The following is an 18,223-nucleotide window of genomic DNA, read 5'->3' as shown; positions in this document are numbered from 1 at the left end:
GGTGCGGCCGTCCGGGGCCAGCTGTCCCCGGACGGCCTGCGCAGGTCAGAGGTTCTCGATCGCCTTGACGTACTCCTGCAGGTCACGGGCGTCGGGCAGGCCGTTGACGACCGTCCAGCGGACCACGCCCTCCTTGTCGATGATGAAGGTGCCGCGGACCGCGCAGCCCTTCTCCTCGTCGAAGACGCCGTAGGCGCGGGACGCCTCGCCGTGCGGCCAGAAGTCGGAGAGCAGCGGGTACTCCAGCCCCTCCTGCTCGGCGAAGACGCGCAGTGCGAAGGGCGAGTCGTTGGAGACCGCCAGGAGCTGCACGTCCTCGTTGACGAAGCGCGGCAGCTCGTCACGGAGCGCGCACAGCTCCCCGGTGCACACCCCGGTGAAGGCGAACGGGTAGAAGACCAGGACCACGGTCTTCTCGCCCCGGAAGTCGGAGAGCCGCACCAGCTCGCCGTGCTGGTTCTTCAGCTCCACCTCGGGCGCCGCAGTGCCCACCTCGATCGCCATTGCCGGCCTTCCCTTCGTCAGTCCGCTTCCCCCGTGCCCGGCCGGCGTTCCGCCGCGGCCCGGCACGGCGCCGGGGTGCGTGACGCCCGGCGGCGCCCACACTACGGGGCGGACCCCCGCCGGTAGTACCGGCGGGGGTCCGTCACGTGGCAGCCCGGCCTTGGAGGGGTCCGTCCGTCCGGCCGGACGGAGGGACCCGCGGGCGCGGGCGAGCAGGATGGGAGGACGGTGACCGCGGCCCCGCGGTGGTCGGGCGCTCGGCGGCGGTGGTGCCTCCGTCGCCCTCGACCCGGCTGCGGGCGGCAGCGGGCGGGGAGCGGTGTCGCGGGCGCCCCGGGGCGCCGGCCGGCTCAGCGCTTGCCGGTCTTGGCCGCCTTCGGGGTGACCAGACGGCTGCCGGACCAGTCCTTGCCGGCGTTGACGCTCTTGGTCTGGGTCAGGCCCGCGGTCTGGGCGGCCTCGTTGATGTCGCTGGGCTCGATGTAGCCGTCCCGCCCCGTCTTCGGCGTCAGCAGCAGGATGGCGCCGCCCTCGTCGATCAGACCGATGGCGTCCACCAGCGCGTCCGTGAGGTCGCCGTCCTCGTCGCGGAACCACAGCAGGACGACGTCGGCCACGTCGTCGTAGTCCTCGTCGACGAGATCCGTGCCGATCACCGTCTCGATACCTTCACGGAGCTCCTGCTCGACGTCGTCGTCGTAGCCGATCTCCTGGACCACCTGTCCGGGCTCGAACCCCAGCCTGGTCGCCGGGTTGGTCCGCTCCTCCGCGTGGTCCGCGGTCGCGCTCACGGATTGCCTCCTGTCGTGTCTTCGTCGCTTGTCAGGCCCCGCGCGGGCGCGAGGTATATGGGCGTAGTCCACACGGGCGGGGCGGATCGCGCAAGTACCCGGCTGCCGAGACCGCCGAAACGGTGACGTTAGGGGCGGTCTCGCCCCAACCCAGGCACCGCGCGCAGCCCTGCGCGTGATGCACACCACACTCATTCTGCCGGGTTTGGGGCTGATCGCGCACCCCGCCGTCCGTGCCACCCCGCGGTCCCGCCTCGGGAGGGCCCACGGCGGCGTCCGTCCGGCCGTCCGACGACCCGGAGGACGGGCGGCTGCGGACGCAGGGTGACAGCCGCCCCCACCCCCGGTGACCACGCAGGACGAATGGCTGGACGAGCCGGGGTTACCCGCTGGTAAAGATGACGGGCTCCCCCACCTCGGTCCACGATGGAGTGGGCGCGTTCACACTGCAGGCACCCAGACAGCGCCAGGCCACGGGCGGAGACGGTCCTCACCCTCGGTCGGGTCGAGCCGTCCTTCGACGGTTGCGACGCGGCGGGCGGGCGGCCCGATCGGCCGTGCACAGCATGATCCCACCCGTAGCGCAGGCCGACCCGGTTCCCTCGGAAGTCGACCTGACACGAAACAGAAGGAACAGCGTGGCTTCCGGAACAGATCGCAACCCGATCATCATTGGCGGCCTTCCCAGCCAGGTCCCGGACTTCGACCCCGAGGAGACCCAGGAGTGGCTCGACTCGCTCGACGCAGCCGTCGATGAGCGGGGCCGGGAACGCGCCCGCTACCTGATGCTCCGCCTCATCGAGCGGGCCCGCGAGCAGCGCGTGGCCGTGCCCGAGATGCGCAGCACGGACTACGTCAACACCATCGCCACCAAGGACGAGCCGTTCTTCCCGGGCAACGAGGAGATCGAGCGCAAGGTCCTCAACGCCACCCGCTGGAACGCGGCGGTGATGGTCTCGCGCGCGCAGCGGCCGGGCATCGGGGTCGGCGGCCACATCGCCACCTTCGCCTCCTCCGCCTCCCTCTACGACGTCGGCTTCAACCACTTCTTCCGCGGCAAGGACGGGGGCGACGGCGGCGACCAGATCTTCTTCCAGGGCCACGCCTCACCCGGCGTCTATGCCCGCGCGTACCTCCTGGACCGCCTGAGCGAGGCCCAGTTGGACGGCTTCCGGCAGGAGAAGTCCAAGGCCCCCGACGGCCTCTCCAGCTATCCGCACCCGCGGCTGATGCCGGACTTCTGGGAGTTCCCGACCGTCTCCATGGGGCTCGGCCCGCTCGGCGCCGTCTACCAGGCACGCATGAACCGCTACATGCAGGCCCGGGGCATCGCCGACACCTCCGGCTCCCACGTGTGGGCGTTCCTCGGCGACGGGGAGATGGACGAGCCGGAGTCGCTCGGCCAGTTGTCCATCGCGGCACGTGAGGGCCTGGACAACCTCACCTTCGTCGTCAACTGCAACCTCCAGCGCCTGGACGGCCCGGTCCGCGGCAACGGCAAGATCATGCAGGAGCTGGAGTCCCAGTTCCGTGGTGCGGGCTGGAACGTCATCAAGCTGGTCTGGGACCGCTCCTGGGACCCGCTGCTGGCCCAGGACCGCGACGGCGTGCTGGTCAACAAGCTCAACACCACGCCCGACGGCCAGTTCCAGACCTACGCCACCGAGACCGGCGCCTACATCCGCGACCACTTCTTCGGCGGCGACCACCGGCTGCGCGCCATGGTCGAGAACATGACCGACGACGAGGTCCTCCACCTCGGCCGCGGCGGCCACGACCACCGGAAGATCTTCGCGGCGTACGCGGCGGCCAAGGCGCACCAGGGCCAGCCGACGGTCATCCTGGCGCAGACCGTCAAGGGCTGGACGCTCGGGCCCAACTTCGAGGGCCGCAACGCCACCCACCAGATGAAGAAGCTGACGGTGGAGGACCTGAAGAACTTCCGCGACCGCCTGCACCTGCCGATTCCCGACAGCAAGCTGGAGGACGGCAACCCGCCGTACTACCACCCGGGGCGGGACTCGGAGGAGATCCAGTACATGCACGACCGCCGCAAGGCGCTGGGCGGTTACGTGCCGACCCGCGTGGTGCGGGCCAAGCCGCTGGACCTGCCGGGTGACAAGGCGTACGCGGCGGCGAAGAAGGGCTCCGGGCACCAGAAGATCGCCACCACCATGGCGTTCGTGCGGGTGCTCAAGGACCTCATGCGGGACAAGGAGATCGGCAAGCGGTTCGTGCCGATCGCGCCGGACGAGTACCGCACCTTCGGCATGGACGCGTTCTTCCCGTCCGCGAAGATCTACAACCCGCTGGGGCAGCTCTACGAGTCGGTCGACCGTGAGCTGCTGCTGGCGTACAAGGAGTCGCCGACGGGCCAGATGCTGCACGACGGCATCACCGAGGCCGGGTGCACCGCCTCGCTCATCGCGGCGGGGTCGGCCTACGCCACCCACGGCGAGCCGCTCATCCCGGTCTACGTCTTCTACTCGATGTTCGGGTTCCAGCGCACCGGTGACCAGTTCTGGCAGATGGCCGACCAGTTGGCCCGCGGTTTCGTACTGGGTGCGACCGCCGGCCGGACGACGCTGACCGGTGAGGGGCTCCAGCACGCGGACGGCCACTCGCAGCTGCTGGCCTCGACCAACCCGGCCTGTGTCGCCTACGACCCGGCCTACGGCTACGAGATCGCCCACATCGTGCGGGACGGCCTGCGGCGCATGTACGGCGAGGACAGCGAGGACGTCTTCTTCTACCTCACCGTCTACAACGAGCCCATCCAGCAGCCCGCGGAGCCGGAGAACGTCGACGTCGAGGGCATCCTGCGGGGCGTGTACCGGCTCAGCGAGGGGGAGTCGGGCGAGGTCCCGGCCCAGATCATGGCCTCCGGTGTGGCCGTGCCGTGGGCCCTGGAGGCGCAGCGCATCCTCGCCGAGGAGTGGAACGTCCGCGCCGACGTGTGGTCGGCGACCTCCTGGAACGAGCTGCGGCGCGAGGCCGTCGAGGTGGAGCGGCACAACCTGCTCCACCCGGAGGAGGAGCAGCGCGTTCCGTATGTGACCCGGGCGCTGCAGGGGGCGCAGGGGCCGTTCGTGGCGGTGTCGGACTGGATGCGTGCGGTCCCCGACCAGATCGCACGGTGGGTGCCGGGCACCTGGCAGTCGCTGGGGGCCGACGGTTTCGGTTTCGCCGACACCCGGGGCGCTGCGCGGCGCTTCTTCCACATCGACGCCCAGTCGATCGTGCTCGGGGTCCTCACCGAGCTGGCCAAGGAGGGCAAGGTCGACCGCTCCTCGCTCAAGCAGGCCATCGACCGCTACCAGTTGCTGGACCCCTCGGCCGCGGACGCGGGCGAGGCCGGCGCCCACCACAACGGTGCTGACTCCCGGCAGCCCGGCTGAGGCACGCCTCCCTGTCCGAGGGCGTGGCCCCGTCCGAGGGCGTGGCCTTCCCCGGCTGGGGCCTGCCCACCCGAGGGAACGCGGCCCTTCTCGCCGCCGGCGCCGGGTCTTGCGGGCCGGCGGGCGTCGGGAGTGCGCCCGGTCAGGGGGTGCCTCGCCTGCTGCGGGCCGTGTGCCGCACCGCCTCTTCCCGCGCCCGCCTTCGGCGCGCGCCCGGCCCCGGTCGGTCGCTACGGCCGGGGCCCTCGGCGTGGGCACCTCCGTGGGGACGTCAGCTCGTAGGTCCGCCGGCGTCCGGTGCCTGCCCACAGTGCCTACGGTGCGGGCTGCGCCAGTCGCTGACGGTCCGGCCCGCTCCGCGACCTCTTCCGGCCGCGTGGGCGGGGGCTCCTGCCCTGGCTGACGCGGTCCGGACCGCTCGGGCGCCTGGCTGCCGCCGCTGTGCCGAGTGGTCCGGGCTGACCTTCCGCGTACCCCCGCTCAGCGCTCCCAGACCTTGAATGCCCGTACTTGGTACGGGGATTGCGGCACCCAGCTGCCGCCGCCCGGGTAGGTGTCGAACTCGCCGGTCTCCGCGCACTCCTCGCTCTGGTAGGCGGTGACGTGGCGGCCCGTCCGGTTGGCGAGTGCCTGGGCGACGCCACCGTGCGGCAGGGGGACGCACTCCTCCACCGGTGTGCCGCTCAGTTCGAAGACGCGCCGGGTGCCGCCGTAGTCGGCCCGGTCCCACAGGCAGAGCTGGCCGGTGGAGCAGCGGCCCGCGGCAGGGGCGGCGGCGGGGCGGGTACTGGCCTGCGCCCGGGGAGCCGGCCCTGCGGCGGTGAGAGCGGTGAGGACCGCCAGGCCGGCCACCAGCGTGGTGACGGCCGCGGCCCGCAAGCGGGACCGGCCGGGGGCCGGCGAGGGGCGGTGCGCGTGGCTCCGGAGTGCGCCGGCCGGACGGGCGGCCCGGCTCGCGCAGGTCTCACGCCGCGTACCGGGGGCGGTCGGGTGGAGCGGTGTGTCCCTGCCGTCAAGGCGGGGGCTCCGGCGCCGGTGGTCCGCCGTGCGGTGGGGGTGGGTGGTGGTGCCGGCGGCCGGCTGGTGACGGGTCTCGCCGTGGTCGGTGGTGCGCATGTCGTGCCTTCCCCGTGAGGCCGTGCGCGGTGCACGGCCGGTGTGGTGACGGCCGTCCGCCCGGACGCCCGCCGTCTCGCCGCCCCGCGGTGGCGTGTTCGGCCGTGGAGCGGGGTTGCCGCAGAGCCTCACGGTCGGCCGCGTCCCCCACCAAGGCGGGCAGCCGCCGCTCACCCGGATAGGTGATCTCGGTGGTGGTGGTCCGCGTCTCCGCGGCGGGCAGGCGCGCCCGTCCGGTCGCCGCCCGCTCCGCTGAGTTTCGAGAGGGACGGGTTCTCCTCGTACGGGGGGTGGCTGCGGCCCGGCATTGACGCGTCCGCCCGGTGCTGCGGGGCCGGCGGCCGAGCGTTTCGCGCGGCACCCGGGGTGGGGGCGGTTGACCCGGGGAGTTGACGGTGGAGCGGCCGAGCGCGCGACCGCCCCCACCCGGTGGCTCCGGACGGGGGCGGGACGCGTGGGCGGACCTGTCAGATGTGGCCCATTCCGGCGCCGGCCTCGGCGTTGAGGCCCCGCTTGGTGAACAGGGCCACCACGGCGGCGACGACCGCCACCCCGCAGGCCACCAGGAAGGCGGCGCTCATGCCGGAGACGAAGGTGTCGTGCGCGACCTGGGTGATCTTCGCGGCCAGGGGTGCCGGCATCTGCTTCGTCACCGGGGCCAGACCCACCGAGACGGCGTCGACGGCCTGCGACATCTGCGCGGGCGTCCCGCCGGGCAGGCCGGTGCGCGCGAGTTGGCCGGGCAGGTCGTTCTCGACGTGCGAGGACATCACCGCGCCCAGCACGGCCGTGCCGAGGCTGCCGCCGACCTGCATGCCGGCCTGCTGGAGACCGCCTGCGACGCCGGAGAGCTCCATCGGCGCGTTGCCGACGATGACCTCGGTGGCGCCCACCATGACCGGGGCGAGGCCCAGACCCATGAGCGCGAACCACAGGGACATCGTCGCGGTGCCCGTGCCGGTGTCCAGGGTGGACATGCCGAAGGTCGCCACGGCCGTGATGAGCATGCCGCCGACCAGCGGGATGCGGGGGCCGGCCTTGGTGATCAGGAAGCCGGCCAGCGGCGAGCCGACGATCATCATGCCGGTGAGCGGCAGCAGGTGCAGTCCGCTGTCCACCGGGCTCATGCCGTGCACGTTCTGCAGGTAGAAGGTGACGAAGAACAGGCCGCCCATGAAGGCGAAGGCCATCAGCACCATCAGGACGGTGCCGGCCGACAGCGGGACGGAGCGGAACATCCGCAGCGGGATCAGCGGCTCGCGGACCCGGTTCTCCAGGAGCGCGAACAGGCCGAACAGGACGACCGAGCCGACCAGGAAGCCCCAGGTCCTGCCGTCACTCCAGGACCAGTCGGTGGCCTTGATCAGTGCCCAGATGAGGCAGAACATCGCGCCGCTGAGCAGGACGATGCCCGGCAGGTCGAAGGAGCGCGGCGCCTTCTCGGCACGGTGGTCGCGCAGGATCACCAGGCCCAGGACGAGCGCCAGGAGGCCCACCGGCACGTTGATGAAGAACACCGACTGCCAGTTGACGTGTTCGACCAGGAGGCCGCCGACGATGGGGCCGCCGGCGGTGGAGGCGCCGATGACCATGCCCCAGATGCCGATCGCCATGTTGAGCTTCTCGGCGGGGAAGGTGGCGCGGAGCAGGCCGAGTGCGGCCGGCATGAGCAGGGCGCCGAACAGGCCCTGCAGGACGCGGAAGGTGATCACCAGCGTGACCTGGCCGGACAGCCCGATGGCGCCCGAGGAGAGCGCGAAGCCGACGACGCCCACCAGGAAGGTCTGCCGGTGTCCGAACCTGTCGCCCAGCTTGCCCGCGGTGATCAGGGAGACCGCCAGCGCGAGCATGTAGCCGTTGGTTATCCACTGCACGTCGGCGAGTGAGGCGTGCAGGTCGCTCTGGATGGCCGGGTTGGCGATGGCGACGATCGTGCCGTCGAGAGCCACCATCATCACGCCTATGGCCACCGAGAACAGAGTGAGCCACGGATGGCCCCGCAGTCCGCGGCGAGGCTCCGGTGCGGTGTGTTCCGGCGCTTCGGCGACCGGGGTCTGAGAACTCATGAACCAAGGCTAGTGTCAGCGACTGACAGAAAGTCGGCCGGTCTGTCAGTCAGTAACTGTCATTTTGCTCACAGGTATCCTGAACAGCCCAGACGGGAGAGGAGGAGGGTCGTGAGAAGGATCGGGACGACGCCGGTCGCGGCATCCTCCGCGAGGGCCGTGGCGCGCGCCGCCGCCCGAAGTGACGAGGACTCGCGGGGCGAGCGCGGGCGGACTGCTGCCGAGCCCGCCGGGGACCGGTGGACCGAGGGTGCACCGTGCGGGCTGCGCGCACGCCGCAAGCAGCGCACCCGCAACGCCCTCATCCGCTCCGCGCTGGAGCTCTTCACCGACCGCGGGTACGAGCACACCACCGTCGACGACATCGCCGCGGCGGTCGACGTCTCCCAGCGCACCTTCTTCCGCTACTTCGCCAACAAGGAGGACGTGGCCTTCGCCGTCCAGGACATGGTCGAGCGGCAGTACGTCCAGGCCCTCACCGAACGTCCGGCCGACGAGCCGCCCCTGGAGGCGCTGCGCAACGCGGTGCTCGCCTCCTGGGAGGACATCGGCAGCACCATCCGCTCCGTGGTTCCGCTGGAACTGCACATGCGCACCGTCCAGGTGATCGAGTCGACGCCGGCGCTCGTGGCTGCGCACCTGCGGCGCGCCGCGGTGCTGGAGGAGGAGATCGCCGGGCTCATCGCCACCCGGCAGGGCGTGGACCTCGACGCCGACCCGCGCCCCCGCGTCGTGGTGTCGGCCTTCGGCGGCGTCATGCGCGTGGCGGGACGGCTGTGGGGCGAGGCCGGCGACTGCAGCGTGGAGTCGATCCGGCGGATCACGGCCCACCACCTCGACCAGATCCGCCCGGCGCTGGAAGGCGACTGGCGGCCACGCGGGTGACCACCCGGGAGAGGGAAACCCCCCTTTTCCTGACGAACGGTCACCTCCGGTCGCCGGCAAGGATTCCGGCCCCTTCCCCCGGCGCGGCGCCACGTGACGCAGGCCACCCCGATCGGCGTATCCGAAACGTGACATGACTCACGGCATAGGCGGCGGTAGGCTCTCGTCTTCTAGGGTTGCCCGCGGTGACTTCCTACCCGGGGCTCGGCTCCCCCTCCATCGGTTTTCTGCAGTCCACCGTCTGGCGCGCAGGGCTGGCGCTGACGGTGGTGTTCGTGATGCTCGCGATGAGCGGGTGGACGGCGATCAGGAACCACCGTTCCGATCCCGACCCGGTCTCCGCCGAGCAGATCGCCTGGTCGCACGGCTCCCTCCGGGGACGCCACCTGCCGAACCCGCACGGGAAGCCCTCCACCCTGCGGGCGTTCTTCGCCCGGCTCGGCCACCCCGAGCAGCAGCAGCTCGTCCGCCGCTTCCCGCTGGCCGTCGGCAACATGGGCGGGGCGCCGGTGACCCTGCGCTACCAGGCCAACAGACTGGCGCTGGACCGGGCACGGGCCCACCAGGCGCAGCTCACGCACGACCCGCGGCTCACCCCCGTGGGCCGGCAGACGGCCGGCCGGCTCATGCACCGGTACGAGTCGCTGGAGAGCCCGGGCCGCCAGATCCTCGCCTTCGACCCCGCCAACGACGGCCGGGCCGCCGAGGTCTTCGGTGACCTCGACACCGCCGACCGCGTCTCCGTGGTCGTCCCCGGTGTCGACACCAACCTGATGAACTTCGAGAAGACCGCCCGCACCACCACCGCCCCCGCCGGCATGGGGCGTTCCCTCTACGACGCCGAGCGCTCCGCGCGCCCCGACGCACACACCGCCGTCATCGCCTGGGCCGACTACACCTCCCCCACCGGCGTCGGCATGGAGGCCGCGACCGGGGCGCTGGCCGCGGCCGGCTCCCTGCGGCTCGACGCCCTCGTGCGTTCGCTGCCGCCCAGCGCCCGGATCTCGCTCTTCTGCCACAGCTACGGCTCCGTGGTGTGCGGCGTCGGCGCGCGGAACCTGCCGTCCAACGTCGACGACATCGCTGTCGCGGGCAGCCCCGGCATGCGGGCGCAGAGCGCCCGGGGCCTGGGTACGCACGCCCGGGTCTGGGCCATGCGGGACTCGGGCGACTGGATCCGGGACGTGCCGTACATGGAGCTCGGCGGCATCGGCCACGGCGCGGACCCGGTCTCCGGCGCCTTCGGGGCCCGGGTGCTGTCCGCCCGCGGAGCCGACGGCCACGCCGGCTACTTCGCCCCCGGTACCGAGAGCCTGCGCAACTTCGCCCGGGTCGGAGTGGGCGACGTCTCCGACGTCCACTGCGCCGCCTCCGACCAGGACTGCTCGGCGGACCTCGCGTGAGGGCCCGGCGCCCCGCCGCGGTGTGGTCACGGCCGGCCGCCGTAGCCGGACGGTGGCGGGGGGCGCCACGTTCCCGGGGAGGAGAAGGGGGCGTCCAGGAGCCGCCTACGATAACCCGTATGGGTGATGTACTGACCGGCGTCAACGCCGTGTGGACGCTCGACTCCGACTCGGTACGCATCCGCTACGCCCGCGGGCTGCGACGCCCGAAGCTGCACCAGGTGCTCGGCGAGCGCCGCATACCCTTCGAGGCCCTCAGGGACGTCGAGCTGAGCACCGGCCGCCGCGGCACCGTGGTCCTGCGTGCCGAGCCGCGACCGGGCGCCGACCCCCTGACGGACGTGGCCGGCGGGCAGCTCCGCGAGGCGTCCGACCCCCACCGGCTGGTCCTGCCCGCCGAGCGTGAGGACGCCGCCCGCGCCTTCCTCGAGCAGGTGCTCGCCCACCTCGGCCCCGACGCCCAGGCGCCCGCCGACCACCACATGGTCGCCGCACCCGACTCCCCGCTGCAGTTCAAGGCCTACGACGGCAAGGCCTCGTTCGACGGCAGCGCGGTGAGCTTCCGGTGGTTCTGGACGGGCGCCTCCTCCGCCAAGTGGACCCGTGGCGACCAGGTCTTCCCCGTCACCTCGCTCAGCGACGTCGAGTGGCGCTCCCCCGAGATCTTCACCGGACACCTGCGCCTGATCGAACGCGGCGCTGAGGACGGCCGGTCGGGCACGGCGGGCCGAGCCGACCAGGACCCGGCCGCCGTGGTGTTCGGCCCCGGCTACGGCATGGTGCACGAGTCGCTGCCGTTCGCCGCCGCCGTGCTCCAGGCGGTCCGTGCCGCCGGCAGAGCCCGGGGCGGGGAGGACGGGGACGGCGTGGCCACGGCACCCTGCCGCACCCGCACCGCACCGGCCCACCAGACCCGCAGCGACGCCGCCGACATCGCCGACCGCATCCGCCAGCTGGGCGAGCTGCACGAGGCAGGGCTGCTGACGGACGACGAGTTCAGCACCAAGAAGGCGGAACTGCTCGCCCAGTTGTGACCCCGGCCGGTCCCGGACAGGTCGCCGGGCCGCCCGTGCTCCGGGGGCCGGGAGCTGCTGCCGAGCCGCCCGGCAGGTGCGGTCCGCGGCCGGTCGCGCGACCGGGTAGCACCGGGGTACCGGTCGGGAAGTCCCACCACGGTGTGACGCGGAGAGCCGCCCCGCCTACCTACGCTGGTCCGACCATGACCGAAGCACCCGAGCCGCCGCCCTCCGCCGCACCCGGACCGGGCGGCTCGCCCGGGGTCCGCCCGGAGCGCCCCACGAGCCCGACCGCCGGGGTGCGCGCCGTGGGCGCGTTCCTCCACCGCGTGGACCTCGCCACCCGACCCGACCACCCGGCCGCCGCCGTGACGCGCCGCGGGTGGCTGCGGTGGCTGCCCGCGGCCGCTCTCCTGGCCGTGCTGCTGCCGACCAGCTGGCGGCTGCTGGCCGACGGGTACGGAGTCGAGAGCGCGGTGGCGCTGGCACTGGCGCTCGTCCAGACGGTCCCTCTGCTGTGGTCTGCACTGCGCCCGCTCCAGGCGTGGTGCGTGGCCTTCTGCGGCGACGTCGCCGGTGCCGTGGTCACCGCGTTCTCGGCGCGGGCGGCGGCAACGGGCACACCCTGGCCCTTCCCGCCCACCGCCCTCCTGGGACTCCTCTTCCTGCTGGCCCCCCTCGGCTTCCGGCACCGCCGCCGGACGCTGGTGGCGGTGTGGCTGACGCTCGCGACCGCGGGCTGGGCCTCGGAGCTCTTCCTCCCCTCGGTCGACCACAGTTCGTGGGTGCTGCTGGTGGTGCTGGCCGGACTGGTCCTGGCGGTGGGGGGCCTGTGGCGGGAGCGGACCGAGAGCTCCCGGCGCCTTCAGGAACAGGAGTCCATCAGCGAGGAGGAGCGCGCCCGGCGCACGCTGCTGGAGGAACGCACCCGCATCGCCCGGGAGTTGCACGACGTGGTCGCCCACCACATGTCCGTGATCACGGTCCAGGCGGACAGCGCCCCCTACCGGCTGCCCGGCCTGGACCCCACCGCCGGCGAGGAGTTCGCCTCCATCGCCGCCACCGCCCGGGAGTCGCTCACCGAGATGCGGCGGCTGCTCGGCGTCCTGCGCAACACCGAGAACGACGGCGCCGACGCACCGGAGCGATCACCGCAACCGGGTCTGGAGCAGCTGCCCCGGCTGGTGGAGGGAACCGTACGGGCAGGTGTGCCGGTGGAGTTGACGATGCCCACGACACCGCCCGCCCTCCCGCAGGCGGTCGGGCTCTCGGTCTACCGCATCGTCCAGGAGGCGCTCGCCAACGTCGTGCGGCACGCACCCGCAAGCCGCGCCACGGTCGCCGTGGAGTCGGAGGACGACGGGACGCTCTCCGTCCTCGTCGTCAACACCGCCGCGCCCGGCAAGACCGCACCGCTGGAGTCCTCGGGTACGGGCCACGGCCTGGTCGGGATGCGGGAGCGGATACGTCTGCTGGACGGCATGCTGGACACCGGTCCCCTCCCGGACGGCGGCTTCCGCGTCGCCGCCCGCCTCCCGACACGCTGAAGGGCTTCGACTGCGCATGACCACCCGAGTGCTCATCGTTGACGACCAGGCCATGGTGCGGGCCGGTTTTGCCGCTCTGCTCTCGGCGCAGGAGGACCTCGAGGTCGTCGGGGACGCGCCGGACGGCGTCGCGGGCGTGGAGTTGAGCCGGGCGACGCGCCCCGACGTGGTACTGATGGACGTGCGGATGCCGCGACTGGACGGGCTGGAGGCCGCCCGGCAGCTGCTGTCCCCGCCCTCCCCGCAGGACCACCGGCCGAAGGTGCTGATGCTGACGACGTTCGACGTGGACGACTACGTCTACGAGGCCCTGCGGGTGGGAGCCTCCGGCTTCCTGCTCAAGGACGCCCCGCCGGCCGACCTCATCTCCGCGGTGCGGATCGTCGCCGCCGGCGACGCACTGCTGGCCCCCTCGGTCACCCGTCGTCTCATCGCCGACTTCGCCCGCCAGGGGACGCGCCGTCACCGGCCCTCCCCGGCCGCCCGGTTGGAGGGCCTCACCCCCCGTGAGACGGAGGTGCTGGAACTGGTCGCGCGGGGGCTGTCCAACCAGGAGATCGCCGAGTCGCTGGTACTGGCCGAACAGACCGTCAAGACCCATGTGAGCCGCATCTTCGGCAAGTTGGGCCTGCGCGACCGGGCACAGGCGGTGGTGTTCGCCTACGAGTCGGGGGTGGTCACGCCCCAGGAGGGGTGAGGGGGGCCCGGGCACGAACCCGGCCGTACAGCTTTTCGCCAGGCCCCGCCGGGACGCGGGTCCCGGCGGGGCCGCCGCGTCACTCCCGGCCGGCGCTGGTGGGCGTCATGTCGGCGTAGCGGTCGCCCGCCACCTTCGCGGCGATGGGCTCCAGCAGGTCCAGCTCCTCCTTGCTCAGCTCCAGGCTCACGGCCCCGACGTTCTCCGCCACCCGGGTGCGCCTGCGGGTGCCCGGGATGGGGACGACGGTCAGGCCGTGGACCTGCGCCTGCTGCTGCACCCAGGCCAGGGCGACCTGTCCGAGCGTGGCCCCGTGCGCCTGCGCGACGGCCCGCACCGGCTCCAGCAGGGCGGCGTTGGCCGCCGCGTTGTCACCGGTGAACCGGGGCTGCTGACGGCGGAAGTCGTCCTCGGACAGCTCCTGGGTGGCGTTGGTGAAGGCGCCGGTCAGGAACCCGCGGCCGAGCGGCGAGTACGGCACCAGGGCCACGCCGAGTTCGCTGGCGGCGGGGACGACCGTGCGCTCGATGTCCCGGCTGAACAGGGACCACTCGGACTGGACCGCGGCAATGGGATGGACCTCCTGCGCGGCACGCAGTTCGGCTCCGGTGACCTCACTCAGTCCGAGGTGCTTGACCTTGCCCTGGCGGACCAGGTCGGCCATGACGCCGACGGTCTCCTCGATGGGAACCCGCACGTCGCGGCGGTGCATGTAGTACAGGTCGACGGTGTCGACGCCGAGGCGCTGCAGGCTCGCGTCGATGCACTGCCGGATGTAGGGCTCGTCGTTGCGGACGGTGCGCGACTGCGGGTCGGCCGGGTCGATGGAGATCGCGAACTTCGTGGCGAGCACGACCTCCTCGCGGTGGGCCCGCACGAAGGGTGAGAGGAACTTCTCGTTCTCGCCGGCGCCGTAGAGGTCGGCGGTGTCGTAGAGGGTGACGCCCAGTTCCAGGGCGTGCTCCAGGGTGGCGCGGGCCTCGTCGGCGTCGGTGGGGCCGTAGGCGAAGCTCATGCCCATGCAGCCCAGGCCCTGGACGCCGACCTGCGGACCGCCGGTGCCGAGGGCGACCTGCGGCAGGGGCGAGGTGGCGGGGGTGGTCGCGTCGCTCATCGGTACAACCTCTCGGACGCCCGGCGGGCGTCGGCGTAGACATCGATCTTGTGGTCCAGGACGAGCAGGGCGCTCTGCAGCTCGGCGATGCGGTCGCGGACGGTTTCCCGGTGCGCAGTCAGCAGCCCCTCGCGCTCCGCCGTCGTATGGTCGCCCTCGCGGACGAGTTCCGCGTAGCGCACCATGTCGGCGACCGACATCCCGGTCAGGCGGAGCTTGCCGACGAGGTCGAGCCAGTCGAGGTCGCGGTTGCTGAACCGGCGCTGGCCGGTGTGGGTGCGGCCGACGTGCGGCATCAGCCCGATTCGCTCGTACCAGCGCAGGGTGTGCACCGAGAGCCCGGTGACCTCGGCGACCTCGCTGATGGTGTAGGCGTCGCTGCCGGTGGCACGGGGGTGGGGAACGGGCCCCGCACAGGTTTCGGCCTTGGTGGACGAGCTCTCCGTCACGGTCATGCCGAGGTTCCCCTTCGCTGCCGGTCACACTGCGTTCCGCGCTCACGCGTCTACCCCGAGCCGTCGCTCCCGGTCGTGGGATGCCTTCCCCGGCGACGCGGCCCCTGTCGGTGCAAACGCTAGTGACTTCGAGCGCACTCCAGGCAAGCCGGATCGTGGCCGGATCGTGACGGGTGGTGGCCTCGGCTGCGGCCCGGGCGCACCGCGGTACCGCAGGTCCGGCACCTCCCGCTCACCTCCTGCGCCCGCTGCCTCCCGCCTGCCGGACCGACCGCCACCGGCTCCGGGCGCTGTCATAGGCTCGTCGCCATGCAGAGCCTGCGGATGATCGAGAACTGGCCGGTGGAGAACGCGGCGGCGGCGGTGGTCGCGGGCGGCGAGGTCGTGGGTACCCACGGCGACGTCCGGCGACGCTTCCCGCTGGCCTCGGTGACCAAGCCGCTGGCCGCCTACGCCGCGCTGCTCGCGGTGGAGGAGGGGGCCGTCGAGCTCGACGAGCCGGCCGGCCCCGAGGGCTCCACCGTCCGGCACCTGCTCGCCCACACCTCGGGCCTCGCCTTCGACGAGCCGCGGGTGATGGCGGCGCCCGGTACCCGCCGGCTGTACTCCAACGCCGGGTTCGAGGCGCTGGGCGAGCACATCGCCTCGGCCACCGACATCCCCTTCCCCGACTACCTGCGCGAGGCGGTGCTGGAACCGCTGGGCATGAGCGCCACCGACCTGCCCGGTTCCCCCGCCAAGGACGGCGTCTCGACCGCCGGGGACCTGGCCCGCCTCGCCGCGGAACTCCTGCGTCCCCGGCTGCTGGCGTCCGCGACGCTGAAGGAGGCCACCGCCGTCGTCTTCCCCGGCGTCACGGGGGTCCTGCCGGGCTACGGCCACCAGCGTCCCAACGACTGGGGACTTGGCTTCGAGATCCGCGACCACAAGTCCCCGCACTGGACGGGTGCCGCCTCCTCCCCGCGCACCTTCGGTCACTTCGGGCAGTCCGGCACGTTCCTCTGGGTGGACCCGGACGCGGACGCCGCCTGCGTGGTGCTGACCGACCGCGCCTTCGGCCCGTGGGCGATCGAGGCGTGGCCGCCGCTGACCGACGCCGTCCTCACCGAGCTGGCCACCAGGGGCTGAGGCCCACCGGCGCGCGGGGCCGCTCCCCGCGGCCCCGCGCCCCTTTCCCCGTACCGCTGACGATTCCCCGTACCGCTGAGGACCGGCGGGGCGCAGGGCGGCGGACCGGCGGGGCGCGCCGCCGTGCTCACTCCGCCTCGAGAGCCCACACCAGGCACTCGGCCCCCGCGGAGACCGCCAGCTCCGCCGCGGCCTCGTCGGCGACCCGCGCCGCGTCACCGGCCCGCAGCTCGTGGCCGGCGAGCTCCACGGTGCCGTGCACCACGTGCACGTAGACCAGGGGCGCCGCGGGCAGTGCCCGGCGCGCCACCGCCGCGTCCGGGGGGAGCCGCCACAGGTGCAGCACGGCGCCGGCCGCCTCCAGGGGGTGGGTCGTACCGTCCGCCGGCCCGGCCACGACCTCGTAGGACGGTTCGCCGCCCGCCTCCCGTGGCAGCAGCCAGGTCTGGACGAAGCGCAGCGGCCGGTCGCCGGCGTTGCGCTCGACGTGCCGGACCCCTGCGCCGGCGCTCAGGCGGGCCAGGTCGCCGGGGCGCACGGTCTGCTCCCGGCCGGTGAGGGTGTCGCGGTGGGTGAGTTCGCCCTCCACCACCCACGTCAGGATCTCGGTGTCCCGGTGCGGGTGCTCGTCGAATCCGGCGCCCGGGGCGAGCCGCTCCTCGTTGCAGGCCACGATCGGCCCAAAGCGCACGTTGTCGGGGTCGTAGTGGGGGCCGAAGGAGAAGGCGTGCCGGGAGGTCACACCGGCCTCCGGGTCACCGCCCTGGAAGCGTCGGTCGGCAGTGCGCACGTCGATCATGAGCGTCACGGTATCCCCCTCCGGCACACCGCCCCGGTGCGATAAGGCAGGCTTGTCCCCGTGCCCGAACCCTCATCCCGCGACAGACACCCGCACGCCGCGACGCTGCGCAGGCTGGAGCAGTCCTCCGGCAAGCTCGCCGCCGGCGCGATCGCGCGCATGGACCAGAACCTCCCGTGGTACCGGGCGATGCCACCGGAGAACCGCTCCTGGATCGGTCTGGTCGCGCAGGCGGGTATCGCGGCGTTCACCGAGTGGTTCCGGCACCCGGAGACCCCGCAGGCGATCAGCACCGACGTCTTCGGCACCGCGCCGCGGGAGCTGACCCGCGCGATCACGCTCCGGCAGACCGTGGAGATGGTGCGCACCACCATCGAGGTCATGGAGTCGGCCATCGACGACGTGGCCGCGCCGGGCGACGAGTCGGCGCTGCGGGAGGCGCTGCTGGTCTACGCGCGGGAGATCGCCTTCGCCACCGCCCAGGTCTACGCACAGGCCGCCGAGGCACGCGGTGCCTGGGACGCGCGGCTGGAGTCGCTGGTGGTCAACGCGGTGCTCTCGGGCGAGGCGGACGAGGGTGCCGTCTCGCGGGCCGCAGCGCTGGGCTGGAACTCGCCGGAGAACGTGTGCGTGGTGCTGGGCACGGCTCCCGACGGGGACAGCGAGCTGACGGTCGAGGCCATCCGCCGGGCCTCCCGGCAGGCGAAGCTCCAGGTCCTCACCGGGGTGCTCGGCCACCGTCTGGTGGTCATCGCCGGTGGCTCCGCGGACCCGCTGAAGGCCGCCAAGGCGCTGATCGGCCCGTTCGCCGCCGGTCCCGTGGTGGCCGGGCCGGTCGTCCCGGACCTGCTCGCCGCCACCCGGTCGGCGCGCGCCGCCGCCGCGGGGCTGCGGGCCTGCGGTGCCTGGCCCGACGCGCCGCGTCCGGTGCTCTCCGACGACCTGCTGCCGGAGCGGGCCATGGCCGCCGACCCCGCGGCGCGGGAACAGTTGGTGGAGGAGATCTACAGGCCGCTGGAGCAGGCCGGGTCGGCGCTGCTGGAGACGCTGAGTGTCTACCTGGAGCAGGCCAGTAGCCTGGAGGGGGCCGCGCGGATGCTCTTCGTGCACCCCAACACCGTCCGCTACCGGCTGCGACGCGTGACGGACGTCACTGGCTGGTCGCCGTCGGACGTGCGTTCCGCCTTCACGCTGCGCGTGGCCCTCATCCTCGGGCGCCTGTCGCAAAGCGGCACACATCCGTAGCCTTTTGTGGGGCGCCGACAATTGTCCCGAAGGTTCTTCGTCCCTCTCCCCACCGGTCG

15 protein-coding genes are annotated in these 18,223 nt (G+C 72.9%); 8 read left to right on the top strand and 7 right to left on the bottom strand.

What is annotated here, in order from left to right:
* Positions 1-45: 45 nt before the first annotated feature.
* Together ACFV3R_RS14905 and ACFV3R_RS14900 are read right to left on the bottom strand one after the other, a co-directional pair.
* A complete protein-coding gene (locus tag ACFV3R_RS14905; RefSeq protein WP_385581362.1) occupies positions 46-504 on the bottom strand; it encodes a peroxiredoxin in 459 nt (152 codons plus the stop codon).
* Between the two features lie 350 nt (positions 505-854).
* Positions 855-1,295 carry a DUF3052 domain-containing protein gene (locus tag ACFV3R_RS14900; RefSeq protein ID WP_385581359.1) on the bottom strand — a complete coding sequence of 147 codons (441 nt, stop codon included), beginning with the start codon at positions 1,293-1,295 and terminating at the stop codon, positions 855-857.
* A 638-nt stretch (positions 1,296-1,933) separates the two neighbouring features.
* On the opposite strand from ACFV3R_RS14900, the gene aceE reads away from it, so the two are divergent.
* Positions 1,934-4,693 (top strand): pyruvate dehydrogenase (acetyl-transferring), homodimeric type, encoded by a 2,760-nt coding sequence (aceE, locus tag ACFV3R_RS14895; protein WP_385581356.1) that lies wholly within the window; start codon positions 1,934-1,936, stop codon positions 4,691-4,693.
* Between the two features lie 480 nt (positions 4,694-5,173).
* Here aceE and ACFV3R_RS14890 read toward each other — a convergent pair whose 3' ends face one another.
* On the bottom strand, positions 5,174-5,572 hold the full coding sequence (locus ACFV3R_RS14890) for a peptidase inhibitor family I36 protein (RefSeq protein ID WP_385581695.1): 399 nt from the start codon (positions 5,570-5,572) through the stop codon (positions 5,174-5,176).
* Between the two features lie 704 nt (positions 5,573-6,276).
* Entirely contained in the window at positions 6,277-7,875 is a 1,599-nt protein-coding gene (locus tag ACFV3R_RS14885) for an MFS transporter (protein ID WP_385581352.1), read from the bottom strand.
* A gap of 264 nt (positions 7,876-8,139) precedes the next feature.
* Here ACFV3R_RS14885 and ACFV3R_RS14880 point away from each other — a divergent pair, with 264 nt between their 5' ends.
* The 5 genes from ACFV3R_RS14880 to ACFV3R_RS14860 all read left to right on the top strand — a co-directional run bounded on the left by ACFV3R_RS14880 (position 8,140) and on the right by ACFV3R_RS14860 (position 13,423).
* On the top strand, positions 8,140-8,760 hold the full coding sequence (locus ACFV3R_RS14880; protein WP_385581692.1) for a TetR family transcriptional regulator: 621 nt from the start codon (positions 8,140-8,142) through the stop codon (positions 8,758-8,760).
* Between the two features lie 185 nt (positions 8,761-8,945).
* The gene (locus tag ACFV3R_RS14875) at positions 8,946-10,163 is read left to right on the top strand and encodes an alpha/beta hydrolase (RefSeq protein ID WP_385581348.1); all 1,218 of its coding nucleotides are present in this window, start codon (positions 8,946-8,948) and stop codon (positions 10,161-10,163) included.
* Positions 10,164-10,282: 119 nt separating this feature from the next.
* Complete coding sequence (locus ACFV3R_RS14870) at positions 10,283-11,197, top strand: DUF4429 domain-containing protein (protein ID WP_385581345.1); 915 nt, start codon at positions 10,283-10,285, stop codon at positions 11,195-11,197.
* A gap of 185 nt (positions 11,198-11,382) precedes the next feature.
* A complete protein-coding gene (locus ACFV3R_RS14865; protein WP_385581342.1) occupies positions 11,383-12,726 on the top strand; it encodes a sensor histidine kinase in 1,344 nt (447 codons plus the stop codon).
* A 16-nt stretch (positions 12,727-12,742) separates the two neighbouring features.
* Complete coding sequence (locus ACFV3R_RS14860) at positions 12,743-13,423, top strand: response regulator (RefSeq protein ID WP_385581338.1); 681 nt, start codon at positions 12,743-12,745, stop codon at positions 13,421-13,423.
* Between the two features lie 79 nt (positions 13,424-13,502).
* On the opposite strand, the gene ACFV3R_RS14855 is transcribed toward ACFV3R_RS14860, so the two are convergent.
* Both ACFV3R_RS14855 and ACFV3R_RS14850 read right to left on the bottom strand, forming a co-directional pair.
* Positions 13,503-14,537, bottom strand: coding sequence for an aldo/keto reductase (locus ACFV3R_RS14855; protein ID WP_385581335.1), 1,035 nt, complete (start codon positions 14,535-14,537; stop codon positions 13,503-13,505).
* The gene (locus ACFV3R_RS14850; protein ID WP_385581332.1) at positions 14,534-14,992 is read right to left on the bottom strand and encodes a MerR family transcriptional regulator; all 459 of its coding nucleotides are present in this window, start codon (positions 14,990-14,992) and stop codon (positions 14,534-14,536) included. Before ACFV3R_RS14850 ends, ACFV3R_RS14855 begins: the two co-directional genes overlap by 4 nt.
* A 309-nt stretch (positions 14,993-15,301) precedes the next feature.
* Here ACFV3R_RS14850 and ACFV3R_RS14845 point away from each other — a divergent pair, with 309 nt between their 5' ends.
* Entirely contained in the window at positions 15,302-16,120 is an 819-nt protein-coding gene (locus ACFV3R_RS14845; protein WP_385581329.1) for a serine hydrolase domain-containing protein, read from the top strand.
* Between the two features lie 127 nt (positions 16,121-16,247).
* Here ACFV3R_RS14845 and ACFV3R_RS14840 read toward each other — a convergent pair whose 3' ends face one another.
* A complete protein-coding gene (locus ACFV3R_RS14840; protein ID WP_385581325.1) occupies positions 16,248-16,919 on the bottom strand; it encodes a pirin family protein in 672 nt (223 codons plus the stop codon).
* Between the two features lie 60 nt (positions 16,920-16,979).
* Between ACFV3R_RS14840 and ACFV3R_RS14835 the strand changes: the two genes are divergently transcribed.
* Positions 16,980-18,164, top strand: a complete 1,185-nt coding sequence (locus ACFV3R_RS14835) for a PucR family transcriptional regulator (protein ID WP_385581322.1) — start codon at positions 16,980-16,982, stop codon at positions 18,162-18,164.
* Positions 18,165-18,223 lie beyond the last annotated feature (59 nt).

The sequence above is a fragment of the Streptomyces sp. NPDC059740 genome (assembly GCF_042733155.1).
GTDB lineage: Bacteria > Actinomycetota > Actinomycetes > Streptomycetales > Streptomycetaceae > Streptomyces.
This window is presented reverse-complemented; position numbering and strand designations above follow the sequence as displayed.